The organism is Streptomyces sp. JNUCC 63, assembly GCF_054366325.1.
Genome location: NZ_CM135963.1, coordinates 1,424,522 through 1,441,932, shown reverse-complemented (window position 1 = coordinate 1,441,932; position 17,411 = coordinate 1,424,522). Strand labels below are relative to the sequence as shown.

11 protein-coding genes and 2 pseudogenes are annotated in these 17,411 nt (G+C 70.8%); 9 read left to right on the top strand and 4 right to left on the bottom strand.

The window, feature by feature from the left end; translation table 11 throughout:
* Nucleotides 1-310: 310 nt before the first annotated feature.
* From ACX25U_RS06500 to dnaK, 3 genes are all read left to right on the top strand, one after another.
* Nucleotides 311-2,422, top strand: a complete 2,112-nt coding sequence (locus ACX25U_RS06500) for an alkaline phosphatase family protein (protein ID WP_454389567.1) — start codon at nucleotides 311-313, stop codon at nucleotides 2,420-2,422.
* Between the two features lie 132 nt (nucleotides 2,423-2,554).
* Nucleotides 2,555-2,980 (top strand): OsmC family protein, encoded by a 426-nt coding sequence (locus tag ACX25U_RS06495; RefSeq protein ID WP_454389566.1) that lies wholly within the window; start codon nucleotides 2,555-2,557, stop codon nucleotides 2,978-2,980.
* A gap of 183 nt (nucleotides 2,981-3,163) precedes the next feature.
* On the top strand, nucleotides 3,164-5,026 hold the full coding sequence (gene dnaK / locus ACX25U_RS06490; protein WP_454389565.1) for a molecular chaperone DnaK: 1,863 nt from the start codon (nucleotides 3,164-3,166) through the stop codon (nucleotides 5,024-5,026).
* Nucleotides 5,027-5,149: 123 nt separating this feature from the next.
* On the opposite strand, the gene ACX25U_RS06485 is transcribed toward dnaK, so the two are convergent.
* Nucleotides 5,150-6,013, bottom strand: coding sequence for a helix-turn-helix domain-containing protein (locus ACX25U_RS06485; protein ID WP_454389564.1), 864 nt, complete (start codon nucleotides 6,011-6,013; stop codon nucleotides 5,150-5,152).
* Between the two features lie 174 nt (nucleotides 6,014-6,187).
* Here ACX25U_RS06485 and ACX25U_RS06480 point away from each other — a divergent pair.
* The 3 genes and pseudogenes from ACX25U_RS06480 to ACX25U_RS06470 all read left to right on the top strand — a co-directional run.
* Nucleotides 6,188-6,331 (top strand): annotated as a pseudogene (locus tag ACX25U_RS06480) (ADP-ribosylglycohydrolase family protein); the annotation flags it as partial.
* 194 nt (nucleotides 6,332-6,525) lie between these two features.
* A complete protein-coding gene (locus ACX25U_RS06475; protein ID WP_454389563.1) occupies nucleotides 6,526-6,831 on the top strand; it encodes a 4a-hydroxytetrahydrobiopterin dehydratase in 306 nt (101 codons plus the stop codon).
* A gap of 23 nt (nucleotides 6,832-6,854) precedes the next feature.
* Entirely contained in the window at nucleotides 6,855-7,649 is a 795-nt protein-coding gene (locus ACX25U_RS06470; RefSeq protein ID WP_454389562.1) for a class I SAM-dependent methyltransferase, read from the top strand.
* Nucleotides 7,650-7,748: 99 nt separating this feature from the next.
* Here the strand turns inward: ACX25U_RS06470 and ACX25U_RS06465 are convergent.
* Together ACX25U_RS06465 and ACX25U_RS06460 are read right to left on the bottom strand one after the other, a co-directional pair.
* Nucleotides 7,749-8,799, bottom strand: a pseudogene (locus ACX25U_RS06465) (cellulose binding domain-containing protein); the annotation flags it as partial.
* A gap of 142 nt (nucleotides 8,800-8,941) precedes the next feature.
* A complete protein-coding gene (locus ACX25U_RS06460; RefSeq protein WP_454389561.1) occupies nucleotides 8,942-11,857 on the bottom strand; it encodes a glycoside hydrolase family 48 protein in 2,916 nt (971 codons plus the stop codon).
* A gap of 306 nt (nucleotides 11,858-12,163) precedes the next feature.
* Here ACX25U_RS06460 and ACX25U_RS06455 point away from each other — a divergent pair, with 306 nt between their 5' ends.
* The 3 genes from ACX25U_RS06455 to ACX25U_RS06445 all read left to right on the top strand — a co-directional run bounded on the left by ACX25U_RS06455 (nucleotide 12,164) and on the right by ACX25U_RS06445 (nucleotide 16,449).
* The gene (locus tag ACX25U_RS06455; RefSeq protein WP_454389560.1) at nucleotides 12,164-13,639 is read left to right on the top strand and encodes a cellulase family glycosylhydrolase; all 1,476 of its coding nucleotides are present in this window, start codon (nucleotides 12,164-12,166) and stop codon (nucleotides 13,637-13,639) included.
* Nucleotides 13,640-13,687: 48 nt separating this feature from the next.
* On the top strand, nucleotides 13,688-15,409 hold the full coding sequence (locus tag ACX25U_RS06450; RefSeq protein ID WP_454389559.1) for a glycoside hydrolase family 6 protein: 1,722 nt from the start codon (nucleotides 13,688-13,690) through the stop codon (nucleotides 15,407-15,409).
* A gap of 146 nt (nucleotides 15,410-15,555) precedes the next feature.
* On the top strand, nucleotides 15,556-16,449 hold the full coding sequence (locus tag ACX25U_RS06445) for a class I SAM-dependent methyltransferase (protein WP_454389558.1): 894 nt from the start codon (nucleotides 15,556-15,558) through the stop codon (nucleotides 16,447-16,449).
* Nucleotides 16,450-16,504: 55 nt separating this feature from the next.
* Here ACX25U_RS06445 and ACX25U_RS06440 read toward each other — a convergent pair whose 3' ends face one another.
* Nucleotides 16,505-17,341, bottom strand: coding sequence for an aldo/keto reductase (locus tag ACX25U_RS06440; RefSeq protein WP_454389557.1), 837 nt, complete (start codon nucleotides 17,339-17,341; stop codon nucleotides 16,505-16,507).
* Nucleotides 17,342-17,411: the final 70 nt, after the last annotated feature.

Genomic DNA, 17,411 nt, shown 5'->3' with positions numbered 1-17,411 from the left:
GCGTCGGGTGGCGGTTCCGTGCGGGTCGGTCGGCCGGGGCCGGTGGGTCTGCCGCAGGGCCGAGGGCCCGTCGGCCGTGGCGGGCCGCGGCTCGGTCCTTCGTCGGGCGGTCGCGACGTACCTCGTCCCCGCCGGTCGGCCCGCACAAGGACCGGGGCCCCGGCCCGGGTGGCCGGGCGGATGGCTGACGTGCCGCCCCGCCCGTCACCACGCCCCGCGGCCTCCCCCGCCGGCCGTGTGACAAGCTGGATCGGGCCCCGGGCCAGTGCCGGGCGGAGTGGGAGCGGACCGAAACGGAGGGTGTGCCGGCGTGGGTGGCGGGTGGTGGCGGCGGGGCGCCGGCCAGGTGGGGCGGAGCGTTGCCGTGTGGGCCGTTTCCACGGCCACCATGCTCGTGCTCGCCGGGATCCTGCCGGACTTCCAGCTGCAGTCGCCCGACGGGGACAGCGCCACCACCATCGCCGTGACCGCCGCGCTCGGCGCGGGCGCCTTCGGTGTGCTGTCGGCCGTCGTGTGGCCGTTGCTCGTCCGGCTGCTGCTGCTCGTGCCCGCGCTCGTCCTCGGGCTGCTGGTGTTCTTCCTGAACGGGTCACTGCTGCTGCTCGCCCTGCGCATCAACCCCTCCGGCCAGGCCGAGGCGGCCCCCGAGACCGCCGTCATCGTGGCCGCGGTGATGTCCGCCGTCGCCTCCGCCACCGGCGCCGCCCTCGCCGTACGCGACGACGACGCCTACCGGCGCCGGCTCCACCGGCTCGCCGACCGCCGCCGCAGACGCCCGCCGTCCCGCTCGTCGACCCCCGGCACCGTCGTGATCCAACTCGACGGTGTCGGTCATGACGTGCTGCGGGACGCGGTGGGTAGGGGCCTGATGCCCACCGTCGCCCGGTGGCTCGGCGCCGGCCCGGAACAGCCGCCCAGCCACCGGCTCACCCCCTGGCGCACCGACTGGTCCAGCCAGACCGGCGCCAGCCAGCTCGGCATCCTGCACGGCTCCAACCACGACGTCCCCGCCTTCCGCTGGTACGAGAAGGACACCGGCGAGGTCATGGTCAGCAACCGCCCGAGCAGCGCCCTCGAACTCCAGCGCCGCGCCGCCGAGCGCACCGGTAACGGCGGGCTGCTCACCGCCGACGGGGCCAGCCGCGGCAACCTGTTCAGTGGCGGCGCCGGCGAACTCGCCCTCGTCCTGTCCGTCGCCGTGCGCCGCGGGCGCGACAACCGCTCCCGCGCCGGCTACTTCGCCTACTTCTCCGACCCCGCCAACGCCGTCCGCACCCTCCTCTCCTTCCTCGCCGAGACCGCCCGCGAGATCGGCCAGTCCACACGCGCCCGGCTCCGCAAGGAGCGCCCCCGCGTCTCCCGCGGCGGTCTGTACCCGCTGATCCGCGCCTTCGCGACCGTCGTCCAGCGGGACGTCGTCGTGGCCGCCGTCATGGGCGACCTGCTCGCCGGCCGCACCGTCGTCTACGCCGACCTGGTGGCGTACGACGAGGTCGCCCACCACTCCGGCCCGCGCAGCCGGGACGCGGCGAAGGTCCTGCAGCGCCTCGACCGCTCCCTCGCCCTGATCGAGAAGGTCGCCGAACACGCCCCGCGCCCGTACCGGATCGTCGTCGTGTCCGACCACGGCCAGAGCCCCGGCGAGACCTTCCGCTCCCGCTACGGCCTCACCCTCGGCGACCTCGTCCGGGCCGGCTGCGGCCTGCCCGTGCCGCGCCGGGCGATGGGGGTCTCCCCAGGCCTTGAGCACCGGGGGAGGACGCACAGCGGAGCCGAGGCGCGCGCCGCCGTACGGGCCGCGCTGCACCGCCCGGTCGAGGAGAGCGGCGAGGACCACCGGCCCTCCCGCCGCCCGGAGCCCGTCGTACTGGCCTCCGGCAACCTCGGTCTGGTCTCCTTCCCCGACGTGCCGCACCGCATGAGCCACGAGGAGATCGACGCCCGCCACCCCGCGCTGCTGCCCACGCTCGCCAACCACCCCGGTATCGGCTTCCTGCTCGTGCGCAGCGAGGAGCACGGCGGCCTCGTACTCGGTGCCCGCGGCGCGCGCATACCGTTGGACGAGCTCGACGCCGACCCCGGCCCGCTCGCCGTCTTCGGGCCCGGCGCCGCCGACGCCGTACGCCGCACCCACTCCTTCCCGCACACCGCCGACATCATGGTCAACTCCTGCTACGACCCCGCCGACGGCGAGGTCCTAGCCTTCGAGGAGCAGATCGGTTCCCACGGCGGCCTCGGCGGCGCCCAGTCCCGCCCCTTCCTGCTGTCGCCGCTCGCGTGCTCGTCGCCGGCCGGGGACGGCGAGGAGCTCGTCGGCGCGGAACACGTCCACCGCGTCCTGCGCCGCTGGCTGTGCGAGGCCGCCGGGGCGGAGGCGCCGCTCACGGAAGAGGCCGCGGAGGCCGAGGAGCGGGCCGCCTGACGAGGAGTGGGCGATTCGCCGGACCGCCCGGCAGGTCGCGGCACGTTCTCCGGGTCCGTGCGCGGCGGATGTGATCGGATGGTGGGTACGGAACCCGGCAACGGGACACTGGGCGAAAGGTAAGGAAGAACCGTGGCAACCACGCGCACCGCTCACACCGTCTGGGAAGGCAACCTGCTCGAGGGCAACGGCGTCGTCACCTTCGACTCCTCCGGCATCGGCCAGCAGCCGGTGTCGTGGCCGTCGCGCGCCGAGCAGCCGAACGGAAAGACCAGCCCCGAGGAGCTGATCGCCGCCGCCCACTCCAGCTGCTTCGCCATGGCGCTGTCGCACGGCCTGGCCGGCGCCGGCACCCCGCCCACCAAGCTCCGGACGAAGGCCGACGTCACCTTCCAGCCGGGCGAGGGCATCACGGGCATCCACCTCAGCGTCGAGGGCACGGTCCCCGGCATCGACAACGACGCGTTCGTCGCCGCCGCCGAGGAGGCGAAGAAGAACTGCCCCGTCAGCCAGGCCCTGACCGGTACGACGATCAGCCTGGACGCGAAGCTCGCCTGACGCGGAGAGGTACGTCGCTCGCCTGACGCGGAGAGGTACGTCCGCTGGTGCCGCATCCCGCCCCCGGGGTGCGGCACCGGCGTTTCCGCGTTCACCTCCGCGGTCGCCGGGTACGCGGCATTGACAACAGCGCACTCAAGTTTTGTGCTGGAGAACAGGAGGCCCTGGCGGAAGGGGACGAAGATGGCACGTGCGGTCGGGATCGATCTCGGGACGACGAACTCGGTGGTGGCCGTCCTGGAGGGCGGCGAGCCCACCGTCGTCGCCAACGCCGAGGGCGCGCGGACCACGCCGTCGGTCGTGGCGTTCGCCAAGAACGGCGAGGTGCTCGTCGGCGAGGTGGCCAAGCGACAGGCGGTGACGAACGTGGAGCGCACCGCCCGCTCCGTCAAGCGCCACATGGGGGACGCGCACTGGCGCTTCCCCGACAAGGGCTCCATCGACGGCACCCGCTACCGGGCGCAGGAGCTGTCCGCGCGGGTCCTGCAGAAGCTGAAGCGGGACGCGGAGGCCTACCTCGGCGAGGACGTCACGGACGCGGTGATCACCGTACCGGCGTACTTCGACGACATCATGCGGCAGGCGACGAAGGAGGCCGGGGAGATCGCCGGCCTGAAGGTCCTCAGGATCATCAACGAGCCGACGGCCGCCGCGCTCGCCTACGGCCTGGACCGGGGCGAGGAACAGACGGTCCTGGTCTTCGACCTCGGCGGCGGCACCTTCGACGTGTCCCTGCTGGAGATCGGCGACGGCGTCATCGAGGTCAAGGCCACCAACGGCGACACCCAGCTCGGCGGCGACGACTGGGACCAGCGGGTCGTCGAGCACCTGGTCAAGCGGTTCAAGGGCCAGTACGGGATCGACCTCGGCAACGACAAGATGGCGCTGCAGCGGCTGCGCGAGGCCGCCGAGAAGGCCAAGATCGAGCTGTCGTCGTCCTCCGAGACGACCATCAACCTGCCCTACATCACCGCTTCCGCCGAGGGTCCGCTGCACATGGACGAGAAGCTGACCCGGGCCCAGTTCCAGGAACTCACCGCCGATCTGCTGGACCGCTGCAAGAAGCCCTTCCACCAGGCGGTCAAGGACGCGGGCATCCAGCTGTCGGCCATCGACCACGTGATCCTCGTCGGCGGCTCCACCCGGATGCCGGCGGTGACCGACCTGGTGCGGGACCTCACCGGCAAGGACCCGCACAAGGGCGTCAACCCCGACGAGGTGGTGGCCGTGGGCGCCGCCCTCCAGGCGGGCGTGCTCCGCGGCGACGTCAAGGACGTACTCCTCCTCGACGTCACCCCGCTGTCCCTGGGCATCGAGACCAAGGGCGGCATCATGACCAAGCTGATCGAGCGCAACACCACGATCCCGACCCGGCGGTCGGAGATCTTCACCACGGCCACCGACAACCAGCCCTCGGTCGGCATCCAGGTCTACCAGGGCGAGCGCGAGATCGCCGCGTACAACAAGAAGCTCGGCGTCTTCGACCTCACCGGACTGCCGCCCGCCCCGCGCGGGGTGCCGCAGATCGAGGTCGCCTTCGACATCGACGCGAACGGAATCATGCACGTCTCCGCGAAGGACCTCGCGACCGGGCGCGAGCAGAAGATGACCGTGACCGGCGGCTCTGCGCTGCCCAAGGAGGACATCGACCGCATGATGCGGGACGCCGAGCAGTACGCCGAGGAGGACCGCAAGCGCCGGGAGGCCGCCGAGACCCGCAACCAGGCCGAGCAGCTCGTCTACCAGACCGAGAACTTCCTCCGCGAGAACGGCGATCGCATCCCGGCCGACACCAAGTCGGAGGTCGAGACGGCCGCCACCGAGGTCAAAACCCTCCTCAACGACAACGCCGACACCCCCGCCCTGCGCACCGCCATCGACAAACTGGCCTCCGTCAGCCAGAAGATGGGCCAGGCCATGTACGCCCAGGCCCAGCAGACGACCTCGGAAGGCACCGAACACCACACCACCCCCCAGGACGAGGAGGGAGTGGTGGACGCGGAAATAGTCGACGACGACCGGAACACCAAGGACGGAGCCGCCTGACGCCACCGGACGCGCCGGGCCCCCGACGCCGACCGGGCGCGGGGCAGCCCGGCGCGGCCTGAACCGGCCTCGTACATGCTTCCGTCGGCCGGGGCGTCGGAGAACACGAGAGACAAGGGCGGTTCAGAACCTCTCCCGGCACTCCCTCAGCAGCTTTTGGGTGCGTTCGGCCGATGCCGCGCACGTCGTCATGCGGTCCAGGACCTCCAGGTGCAGGGAGACCTCCCCGCGCGAGTCCAGGTACAGGGCGCCGCTCAGATACTCCGTGTAGACCAGGTCGGGCAGCTCCGGCTCGGCGAAGCGGAACAGCGAGAACGGCGCGTACGTCCCCGGATGCGGGCCGTCCGCGAACTCGGCGACCTGCACCGTCACCCGGTCCCGCTCGGCGTACTCCAGCAGTTTGTCCAGCTGCTCGCGCATCACCTCGCCCCGGACGCTCACCGGCCGCCGCAGCACCGTCTCGTCGACGACCACCCACAGGTGCGGCGGGTCCGCCCGCTCCAGCAGCCGCTGCCGGGCCATCCGCAGCGCCACATGCCGCTCGACCGCCTCCGGTCCCCGCCGCCCGACCGTCCCGGCCTGAAGCACCGCACGCGCGTAGCCCTCCGTCTGCAGCAGTCCGGGCACGAAGTGCGGCTCGTAGGAGCGGATCAGCCGAGCCGCCCCCTCCAGGCTCACATACAGGCTGAACCACTCCGGCAGCACGTCGTGGTACCGCTGCCACCAGCCCGGCTGGTTGGCCTCCTCGGCCAGCTTCACGAAGCCGGCCGCCTCCTCGGCGCCCACCCCGTACACGGTCAGCAGCATCTGCACGTACGGGATCTTCAGCGCGACCTCGGCCATCTCCATCCGCCGCACGGTCGCGGGCGCCACCCGTAACACCCGCGCGGCCTCCTCACGCCCCAGTCCGGCCGCCTCCCGCAGCTCCTGCAACCGTCTGCCGAGCACCACCTGACCCACGGTGGGCGCGGGCCGCCGCTCACTCACGCCACGCCGCCTCCCCTCAAGCCGCCACCGAATGAAAGTACTTCACCGTAGCCGGATCCGCGGGCAGAAACGTCTCGATCACCGGCTCCACCACTTGGCCGGCGGGGCTGGCGGCGGACGCGGCGGCGCCGGACGGGACAATGGCCGTACGTACGACCGTGGTCAGCGACGGCGGTGTACCGCGCCAGAGTGCGCGGCTGCCTGCTGGGCGGCGCCGTCGGAGACGCCCTCGGCCATCCGGTCGAGTTCAGCTTCCTGGACCGGATCCACGCCACGCACGGCCCACGCGGCGTGACCGGCCCGCTGCCCGGCACGGCGACCACGGCCTGCCCCACGCCTGGGTGGAACAGGTCGAGGGACGCGCCCGTATCGCCGCCCTGGCGGACGACCTCGCCGCCGAATGCGTGGCCGGCTGACCCGCGGACTCTTCCGACCAGGGACGCGGCGGCCCTCCTGTGGCACTCTGAACCCGTACGTGCCCCGTCGGGCCACGCCCAGGAAGGGAACGAGCCATGGCCGTCGAACCGCTGTCGCCCAAGGAGATCGAGGACCGGCTGACCGAACTGCCCGGCTGGTCCTTCGACGGGGACCGCCTCACCCGCTCCTTCCGGCTCGGCTCGCACTTCGCGGCGACGGCGATGGTCGTGCACATCGCCCAGGTGCAGGAGGAGCTCAACCACCACTCCGACCTCACCCTCGGCTACAACACGGTCTCGCTCGGCGTGAACACCCACAGCGCGGGCGGCGCCGTCACCGAGAAGGACTTCGAACTCGCCCGCCGGGTGCAGGACCTCGCCCCGGCACACGGGGCGAGCTGAGCGGCCGCCGGGGCGGGGGCAGCGTGCTGGACTACGACAAGGAAGCCGAGCGCTACGACGCCTCGCGCGGCGGCGAGCCCAGGGCGGCCGCCGCGGCCCAGGCCGTCCTCGGCCTCATACCGCACGGGGCACGGGAACTGCTGGACGTCGGCTGCGGCACCGGCATCGTGACCCGCCGCCTCGCGGCCGCCCGCGCCGGCCTGCGGGTCATCGGCGTCGACCGGGTGGACGCCATGGCCCGGCAGGCCGCGGCCCGCCTGCCCGGCGCCGTCGTGCTCGCCGACAGCCGCCGCCTGCCCTTCCCGGACGGGCGGTTCGACGCCGTCACCAGCGTGTGGCTGCTGCACCTCATACCGAGCGACGAGGGCGTGCGGGCGACCGTCGCCGAGTGCGCCCGGGTGCTCCGGCCCGGCGGGGTGTACGTCACCACGGTCGACAAGGCCGCCGCGCACAACGTCGGCAGCGACATCGACGCCGTCCTCGCCTCCCGGCCCCGCACCCCCGCCCGGGACGCCGAGGACCTGGTCGTCCGGTACGCCGCCGAGCACGGCCTGCTCCCGGCCGGCCGGGACCGCTTCCCGGGCCGCGGCCAGGGCCGCAGCCCCCGCCGCACCATCGCCGACCTGCGGCGCGGCTGGTTCGTCACGCTGCCGCCCGGCGAGCCGCTCGGCGAGGAGTTCGCCGCCCGGCTGGCGGCCCTGCCCGACCAGGACCGCCCCCGCCCGGACCCGGTCTTCACCCTGCGTGCCTTCCGCACACCACCCGACGGCCGAATCCCCTCACTCCACGGCAACTCCCGTACGCGCGACGGCAGCTGAGAGGCGAATCCGTACCTTCCCCAGGAGGTCCCTCCCAGGCGGCACGCCCAGCAACCGAGAGGGGCGCGTGCCAAGTACCTCGGCACGCGCCCCCTTTGGTCAGCCGGCCGTGCAGGTCTGGTCGCCGACCTTGAAGGCCGCCGGTGTGCCGTTCGTCCCCGACCAGCTTCCCGTGAAGCCGAAACCCACCGACGAGCCCGCGGCCACCGTGGCGTTCCAGCCCGCGTTCTTCACCGCCACCGCGGCGCCAGACTGGGTGTGGTCGGCGTTCCACAGCTGGGTGATCTTCTGGCCGTTCGGGAAGGACCAGGTGAGCGACCAGCCGTTCCAGGCCGCGGAGCCGGTGTTGGTCAGCCGCACATCGGCCTGGAAGCCGTCGGACCACTGGTTGGTGACCTTGTACGTCACCGCGCAGGCGCCCGTGTCTCCGCCACCCGTGTCTCCGCCACCCGTGTCTCCGCCACCGCCCGTGTCCCCGCCTCCGCCGTTCGTGTCGGAGGTGTCGCCGTAGACCACGCCCCGCCCGTTGGTCGACACGTACACCCGGCCGTAGACCCGCGGGTCACCCGTGATCGCCGCGCCCGTCCAACCCCACTGGTGGGCGCCGTCGTTGATACGGGTCCAGCTCGCTCCCCTGTCGGTCGAGCGGAAGATGCCCCGCACCCCGTCGATCTTCGCGCTCGTGTAGAGCGTCTGGTACGACGCGCCGCTCGCCGCCTTGCCGAAGCCGATGGTGTCGGCCTGCTCGACGTTCGGCAGCTTGGTGAAGCTCGCGCCGCCGTTGGTGGAGTGCCACAGCCCGTACGCGCCGTCGCTCGCGCCGCCAGACAGCCAGATGTCGTCCTTGGTGCCCGGCAGCGCCTTGAGGCGCACGCTGTCACCGCTCGGCAGACCGGAGGCCGACGACGCCGTGAAGGTCGCGCCGCCGTCCGAACTGACGTAGAACTTGCCCGACTTGAAGCCGTAGAAGGTCTTCGGATCCACCCGGTCGGACTCACACGACCGCGCCCGCCGGGATCCCGGCCGACGCTGACCACGACGAGCCGAACCCCGTCGTGTACCGCACGCCCGTGCCCGCCGGGCTCCACACGAACCGGCTGCCGTCCGCCCCGGCCGCGACCGTGCCGCCGCCGCTCACACCCGAAGGGTTCTTCGCACGGTGGGGCTCCTCTCGGCGAAGGCAGAAGGAAGAAGGAAGTGACGACCGGGCGGCTCCCCCCGTGAGGGAGCCGCCCGGTCGGAGTCCCGTCGGCGGACGACGGGCCCCGGTACACGGAGCGTTCAGCGGGGGCTTATTCGAGGAGCTCCGCGTACGAACCCATGGCGAGGGCGATGTCGGCCTGGGCCCAGAAGCGGTGGTACGTGAAACTGGGGGCCGCGCCGCCCTTGAGGTAGGCCTCGATCTTCGACCAGGCCGGGTCGTTCTTGTAGAAGGAACGGATGGAGGCGAACGTCGACGAGGAGTCGATCCTGTCGCCGTTCGGCATGGTGCCGGTCCAGCCGCCGGGCACGTACACCTTGTCGCCGAAGCGGCTGTAGTCGGTGCGGGTCTCCGGGACGGCGATGCCCAGGCTGTCCTGGTAGTTGCCCCACATGCCGTCCAGCAGCGCCTTCGCCGTCGACTTGGCCTGGGCGTCACCGGACCGGGCGGCGTAGTACGTCAGGGTCTTGGCGTACGCGGCGGCCACACCGACGTCGTTGGTGTAGTCGGCGACGGTGACGTGCAGGTTGCTGTTGGCACCGGGGGAGGAGGCGTTCCAGGTGTCGGGCTGGCCCGACCACTGGAGGGTGGAGGGGATCCGGAAGGTGCCGTCGGGGTTGACGGTGGTCTTGGACAGCGCCCACTTGACCCACTTGTCGAGCACTGCCTTGGCCGTGGTGTTCCCCGTCTGCTGGTAGTACTCGGCGACCCGCTCCATCGACCAGGCCTGGAAGCCGAACCACTGGTTGGACGGCGGGTCGTGGTAGACCGGCTGCCAGTCGTAGTACATGCCGTAGAAGGTCGACGTGCCGGCCGGTGGGGTGGCGTACCGGCCCTGCCAGCTGTTGGTCGCGCCGCCCGCGATGCCGCCCTCGGAGGACTGCAGCCACCGGTAGAACTCCAGCTGGCGCTGGAGCGACTTGCTCCAGTCGGCCGCGCCGGTCGCCGACTTGGGCTTCAGGTCGGCGTAACTGCTCAGCGCGTACGCGGCGAGCGGGTTCTGGTAGCCGCCGTGGGCGTGGCTGGAGCCGATGCGCCAGGCCCAGCCCGCCGAGGAGTCCGTCGCACCGCCCCAGGCGTAGTACCAGGAGAGCAGGTAGTGCGAGGCGTCCTTGCCGGTGCCGGCCGGGCAGGAGGAGGCCCCGACACAGTTGCCGATCTTCTTGAAGTACTTGTCGAACATCGCGTACCGCAGGTAGTCGCCCATCTTCGCCGCCTTGGCGACGGTGGCCGACACGTCCCCGCCCTTGCCCTGGGCCTTGGCCCACACATCGGCCCAGTACGCGGCCTGCACGGCACGCGCGTCGGCGTCCGGGGCGTTGGTGAACTTCCACTGCTTGGCGTAGGAGGAGTCACCGGTGAACAGGTCCAGGTAGCCGTTCTTGCCGCCGTACTTGAAGGCGTCGCAGGTCGGCTGCGGCACCGTCTCCCAGACCGACTCCTCGGGGCCGCGCTGGAAGGTGTTGATGTACGACGGTCCCGCGGCCGTGGGGCCGGCCTCGCACTTGCCGGGCGCGTTGCCGTAGCCGTAGACGTTGTCGACATCCTCGATCCAGTGCATGCCGTAGACGTCGTCCGTGCCGTACGCGGACTTCAGCTCGCCCGCGATCGGGTCCGGGCCCACCGAGACTCCCGTGTCGAGCTTCGCCGGGTACTCGTTGGGCGTGTCCAGTTCGGGCGCGTAGGTGGCCGGCTTGGAGGCGGTGTAGAAGGAGTTGGTCGACTGGTCGGCGTGGGTGGGGATCATGTACTTTTCCATGATCGACCAGGCGCCGTTGAACTTGGACCAGTCGCCCGTCACCTTGCCGTACATGGCCTGCAGCCAGAGGAGGTAGCTGTAGGCCTCCGACGTGGTCTCGTGACCGTGGTCGGGCGCCTCCACGATCAGCGTCTCCACCGAGTGGTAGGGAATGCCGTCGGGGGAGAAGTAGCCGTTCGCCGGGTTGGTGATCTTCCCGTAGAGGTCCAGGAAGCGGGCGTCGTACGCCTTGGAGGCCGCCAGCTGCGTCACGGTGACCGTGGCGTTGGTGTAGCCGGTCGCCGAGGCCGTGAAGACCGCCGAGCCGGTGCCGGAGGAGTTCGCGGTGACGGTCACCTTCTGCGCGGTGTTCCAGTTGGACGGCGTGAAGGTGAGCGAGGAGCCGCCGGTCACCGACAGACCCGTGTTGCCGGACGTGCGGGCGACGCCCACCGTCACGTTCGCGCTCGGCTGGTTCGACAGCTTCACGTCGAAGGTGCCCGTCTTGCCCTGCTGGACGCCCAGTTGGGTCGGCGAGGCGACCACGGCGGGACCCGAGGCGACCGTGATGCCGACCGGCGTGGACTCCGCGGAGGCGCCGAGGCTGTCGTACGCCTTCGCCACCAGAGAATGACTGCCCACGGTCAAGCCAGAGGCCGAGAGCGTGTACGGCGCGCTCGTGTCCGTGCCCAGCAGCTTCGTGTCGTCGTAGAACTCGACCTTGGTGATGGTCGCGTTGTCGGCCGCCGCCGCGGTCGCCGCGAGCGGTACCGCGGTGCCCTGCGTGTAGACCGCGCCCGGGGCCGGGCTGGTCAGTACGGTCACCGGCGGCTGGTGCGCGCCGGCGCAGGCGGTGCCGTTGATCGCGAAGTTCGTGGGGGCGGTGTTGGTGCCGCTGTACGCGAACTGGGCGCCGGTGCTCACGGCGGACCCGGCGGCGATCGTCCCGTTGTACGGGGCGTTCTTCACGGTGACCGTCTGCCCGGACTGCGACCAGTCGCCGTTCCAGCCGTTCGCCAGCTTCTGGTTGCCCGAGTAGGTGTACGTCAGCGTCCAGCCGTTGATGGCGTCCGTACCGCGGTTGGTGATCGTGAGGTCGGCGGTGAAGCCGGAGCCCCAGTCGTTGGTCTTGTAGTCCACGCTGCACTGCGGGGCCGCCGCGTGCGCGGTGGTCGCGCCCGTGGACAGCATGGTGAGCGGGAGTGCGAGGGCCGCCACGACGGCGGTCCACAAACGCCGTCGCACGCGGCGTCTGCGTCGAGGATGCATGTGCTGGTCCTCCTTGCGGCTCGGAAGAGGTGGGGGAGGAGCGACAAGCCGTGAACCAGTGGGAGCGCTCCCATAGTGAGGACGGGTGCGGGGGCGGTCAAGGTATTTGAAGAGTCGAAAAGATTCGACACCCTTCGCCGCCGGTCGACGACCCTCGTAAGGCGGCGAGTTGAGGGAAAGTCAGCGAAAATCCGCAGCCCCTCTGTCCTTTGCCGTCACTTGCCGCTACCTTCACTCGCACCAGTGGGAGCGATTCCATCAGTCGACGCGTCCGTCACGGCGCGCCAGAGCTGCAAGGAGTCGCTCATGCGACACCCCCCGCGTTCAGGACTTTTAGTCCTCGCCGGCGCGGTCGCGCTCCTCGGGAGCGTGGTCGTGCCGGCGGTCACGGCGCACGGAGCCGCACCCGCGTGCACGGTGGAGTACACGGTCACCAGCCAGTGGGACAGCGGCTTCCAGGGCGACGTGAGGATCACCAACAACCATGCCAAGCTGAGCAGTTGGAGCCTGGCCTTCGACCTCGCCGGCGGTCAGAAGGTCACCCAGGGCTGGAACGCCAAGTGGTCCCAGTCCGGTACGACGGTGACCGCCGCCAACGAGAGCTGGAACGGCTCGCTCGGCACCGGCGCGAGCGTCAGCGCCGGATTCCTCGCCTCCTGGTCGGGGAGCAACACCGCACCGACGACGTTCAAGCTCAACGGGACCACGTGCAACGTCGACCCGGACCCGTCCGCACCCCCGACGGATCCGCCGCCGACCGGTGACGGCAAGGCACCCGCCCTGCACGTCTCGGGCAACAAGCTCGTCGACGCCGGCGGCAGGACCCACCGGCTGCTCGGGGTCAACCGCTCCGGCGGCGAGTTCATGTGCGTCCAGGGCTACGGCATCTGGGACGGCCCCGTCGACGACGCCGCGATCAAGGCGATCGCCGACTGGAAGGCGAACGCCGTCCGCATCCCGCTCAACGAGGAGTGCTGGCTGGGCCTTTCCAACATCAAACCGCAGTACGCGGGCACCAACTACATCAGCGCCGTCAAGGAGCTGGTGGCCCGCGTCGAGGCGCACGGCATGACCCCGATCGTCGAACTGCACTGGACCTACGGCCAGTACACCGGCAACTCGGCGGGCTGCTCCGACGTGCACGCCACCTGCCAGAAGCCGATGCCGGACGCCCAGTACACGCCGTCGTTCTGGTCCTCGGTCGCGAGCACCTTCAAAAACGACCAGGCCGTCGTCTTCGACCTGTTCAACGAGCCCTACCCGGACCGGGCGACCGCCGGCCTCACGGACGCCTGGAAGTGCTGGCGCGACGGCGGCACCTGCCCGGGCATCGGATACCAGGTCGCCGGCATGCAGTCCCTCGTGAACGCGATACGGGGCACCGGCGCCGAGAACGTCATCCTCGCCGGCGGCCTCGCGTACTCCAACGACCTCGGCCAGTGGCTGACGTACAGGCCCAGCGACCCGGCCGGCAATCTCGGCGCCTCCTACCACGTCTACAACTTCAACACCTGTTCCAGTGAGAGCTGCTGGAACTCCACGCTCGCCCCGGTCGCGGCCCAAGTGCCGCTGGTGGCCGGGGAGATCGGCGAGAACACCTGCTCGCACGGGTTCGTCGACAAGGTCATGAAGTGGTTCGACGACCGCAACCTGTCCTACCTCGGCTGGACCTGGAACACCTGGGACTGCTCCTCCGGGCCGTCCCTGATCTCCGCCTACGACGGAACGCCCACGGCGTTCGGCGTCGGGCTGCGCGACCATCTGCGCGCCCTGTCCCAGTAAGTCCCGTTCGGAAAGAGTCTCATCCAGAAGAAGGAGCAACCCGCACCCATGAGCCGTACCAGAACATCGATACTCGCCGCCATGGCCCTGGTGGCCGGGGCCACGGGGACGGCGTTGACCGCCGCACCCGCCAGCGCCGCGGTCCCCTGTACCGTCGACTACAAGGTGAACCAGTGGGACAGCGGCTTCACCGCCGATGTCACCGTCAAGAACAACGGTGCCGCCAAGTCCGGTTGGTCGCTGAAGTGGTCCTACGCCGGGAACCAGAAGGTCACCAGCGGCTGGAACGCCAAGATCACCCAGAGCGGCGCCAATGTCACCGCGGCCAACGAGAGCTACAACGGCAGCCTCCCCACGGGCGGTTCGGTCAACTTCGGCTTCCAGGGCACCTACAGCGGCACCAACGCGATCCCGGCCACCTTCACCCTCGACGGCGTCACCTGCAACGTCGACAACGGCGGCGGTGACCCCGGCCCCGGCGATCCCGGTCCCGGTGACCCCGGCCCCGGCAACGGAAGCCGCGTCGACAACCCGTACGTCGGCGCCAAGGTCTACGTGAACCCCGAGTGGTCCGCGAAGGCCGCCGCCGAGCCGGGCGGCAGCCGCGTCTCGAACCAGCCCACCGGCGTCTGGCTCGACCGCATCGCCGCGATCAACGGTGTGAACGGCGGCATGGGCCTGCGCGCCCACCTCGACGAGGCCCTGAAGCAGAAGGGCAGCGGCGAAGAGGTCATCCAGGTCGTCGTCTACGACCTGCCGGGACGCGACTGCGCGGCCCTCGCCTCCAACGGCGAACTCGGCCCGACGGAGATCGACAAGTACAAGACCCAGTTCATCGACCCGATCGCGGCGATCCTGTCCGACCCCAAGTACGCCTCGCTGCGGATCGTCACCACCATCGAGATCGACTCGCTGCCGAACCTGGTCACCAACGCCGGCGGCCGCGCCACCGCCACGCCCCAGTGCGACACGATGAAGGCCAACGGCAACTACATCAAGGGCGTCGGCTACGCGCTCGCCAAGCTCGGCAAGATCCCGAACGTCTACAACTACATCGACGCCGGGCACCACGGCTGGATCGGCTGGGACGACAACTTCGGCCCGTCGGCCGACCTGTTCAAGCAGGCGGCCACCAGTGAGGGCGCAAGCGTCAACGACGTGGCCGGCTTCATCACCAACACGGCCAACTACAGCGCCCTGAAGGAGAACAACTTCACGATCAACGACCAGGTGAACGGCGTCTCGGTGCGCCAGTCCAAGTGGGTGGACTGGAACCAGTACGTCGACGAGCAGTCGTTCGCGCAGGCCTTCCGCAACAAGCTCGTCTCGGTCGGCTTCAACTCCGACATCGGCATGCTGATCGACACCTCCAGGAACGGCTGGGGCGGATCGGCACGCCCGAGCGGTCCGGGCGCCAAGACGAACGTGGACACGTACGTCGACGGCGGGCGCTACGACCGGCGCATCAACACGGGCAACTGGTGCAACCAGGCGGGAGCCGGTCTCGGTGAGCGTCCGAAGGCGGCGCCGGCCGCCGGCATCGACGCCTACGTGTGGATGAAGCCCCCGGGGGAGTCCGACGGCTCCAGCTCGGCCATCCCGAACAACGAGGGCAAGGGCTTCGACCGGATGTGCGACCCGACGTACGGGGGCAACGCCCGCAACGGCAACAGCATGTCGGGCGCGCTGCCGAACGCTCCGGTGTCCGGGCACTGGTTCTCCGCCCAGTTCCAGGAGCTGATGAAGAACGCCTACCCGCCGCTGTCGTGACCCGCTCGTGAGCCGGTGATCCGCCGGGGGCCGGCCCCCCGGCGGATCACCGCGTCCCCGGTTTTTTGCCGCCCCGGCAACAGGAGTGGCCTCTCGGCGGTGCGCCGGCGCAGGCTGGGCACATCGCGCAGGAGAGGCGGACGGGCATGGCGCACGAGCACCGAGAGCACCAGCACCACCAGCATCACCATGGGGACACCGACATCGACTGGGCCGTGATGGCTCCGCGGCTGGAGTCCCAGGCGGAACTGTTCGCCCCCCTCTACGAGCGGGCCATGGCCTGGCTGGCGAAGGAGGTGACCGAGCCGGGCCTGATCGTCGACACCGGCAGCGGGCCGGGGGTGGTCTCCTGCCTGTTCGCCGAGACCTTCCCGGGCGCCAGGGTGGTCGCCGTGGACGGCTCCGAGCCGCTGCTGGAGCGGGCCCGCGAGCGGGCCGCCCGCCTCGGTCACGCCGACCGCTTCACCACCGTGCACGGTGAACTGCCAGAAGCACTCGGTGAGTTGGAGTATCCAGCAGACCTGCTGTGGGCCAGCAACAGCCTGCACCACCTGGGCGATCAGCGGGCCGCCCTCGCCGCGTTCGCCGAGCGCCTGGCGCCCGGCGGCACCCTGGCCCTGCTGGAGGGCGGCCTGCCGGCCCGCTTCCTGCCCCGGGACATCGGCATCGGCCGCCCGGGCCTCCAGGCCCGCCTCGACGTGGTGCAGGAGGACTGGTTCACGCGGATGCGGGCCGAGCTGCCGGGTTCCGTCGCCGAGATCGAGGACTGGCCGGCGCTGCTGACGGCCGCGGGCCTGAAGCCCACCCGCACCCGCAGCTTCCTGCTGGATCTGCCCGCCCCGGCCTCCGACCGGGCCCGCGCCCATGTCGCCGCCACCCTGGACCGGCTGCGCGAATCCCTCGAGGACGGCATCGACGACGAGGACCGCGCCACCCTCGACCGCCTCCTCGACCCCGAGGACGAGGCGAGCGTGCACCGCAGGAAGGACGTGTTCGTACTGAAGGCACACACCGTGTACACGGCCGTACGAACCTCCTGAGAGCCTGTCGTCAGACTCCCGCCTGCCCGGGTGTGTCAGGTGCCGAGGCCGAGTGTCATGCCACCTCGAACGTCGCCGGGTCCGGACCGAGGCGCCGGTCCTCGTTCAGCGCGCTGATCGCCGCGAGGTCCTCGTCGTCCAGGCTGAAGTCGAAGACCTCGATGTTCTCCCGGATCCGGGACGGCGTCACCGACTTCGGGATCACGATGTTGCCCAGCTGAAGGTGCCAGCGCAGCACCACCTGGGCCGGCGTGCGGTTGTGCTTCTGCGCGATCGCGACGATCGCCGGAACCTCCAGCAGGCCCTTGCCCTGGCCGAGCGGCGACCAGGCCTCGGTGGCGATGCCCTGCTCCGCGTGGTACTCGCGTGCGGCGTGCTGCTGCAGGTGCGGGTGCAGCTCGATCTGGTTGACCGCCGGGATCACCGAGGTCTCGGCGGCCAGGCGCTCCAGGTGCTCGGGAAGGAAGTTGGAGACGCCGATCGCCCGGACGCGCCCCTCGGCGTGCAGCTTCTCGAGCGCCTTGTAGCTGTCGACGAACTTCCCCCTGGCCGGCGTCGGCCAGTGGATCAGGTACAGGTCCACGTATTCCAGGCCGAGCTTGTTCAGCGACACGTCGAAGGCGCGCAGCGTGGAGTCGTACCCCTGGTCGCTGTTCCGGAGCTTGGTGGTGACGAAGACCTCCTCACGAGGGATGCCGGAGGCGGCGATGGCCCTGCCGGTGCCCTCCTCGTTGCCGTAGAGCGCCGCCGTGTCGATGCTGCGGTACCCGGTCTCCAGCGCGGTGGCGACGGCTCGCTCCGCCTCGTCGTCCGGCACCTGCCAGACACCGAAGCCCAGCTGGGGCATCTCGACGCCGTTGTTGAGGATGATCGGGGGGACCTTGCTGCTCACGAGCTCTTGATCCTTCGGTTGTCGTCGGTTCGTCAGGTGGTGCTCCCATCGTCAACGATCACGGCCCGTA

Coding starts and splice junctions, on each gene's coding strand:
- ACX25U_RS06475 (WP_454389563.1), top strand. CDS start 6,526: ATGGCCGTCGAACCGCTGTCGCCCAAGGAGATCGAGGACCGGCTGACC.
- ACX25U_RS06455 (WP_454389560.1), top strand. CDS start 12,164: ATGCGACACCCCCCGCGTTCAGGACTTTTAGTCCTCGCCGGCGCGGTC.
- ACX25U_RS06445 (WP_454389558.1), top strand. CDS start 15,556: ATGGCGCACGAGCACCGAGAGCACCAGCACCACCAGCATCACCATGGG.
- ACX25U_RS06460 (WP_454389561.1), bottom strand. CDS start 11,857: ATGCATCCTCGACGCAGACGCCGCGTGCGACGGCGTTTGTGGACCGCC.
- ACX25U_RS06450 (WP_454389559.1), top strand. CDS start 13,688: ATGAGCCGTACCAGAACATCGATACTCGCCGCCATGGCCCTGGTGGCC.
- dnaK (WP_454389565.1), top strand. CDS start 3,164: ATGGCACGTGCGGTCGGGATCGATCTCGGGACGACGAACTCGGTGGTG.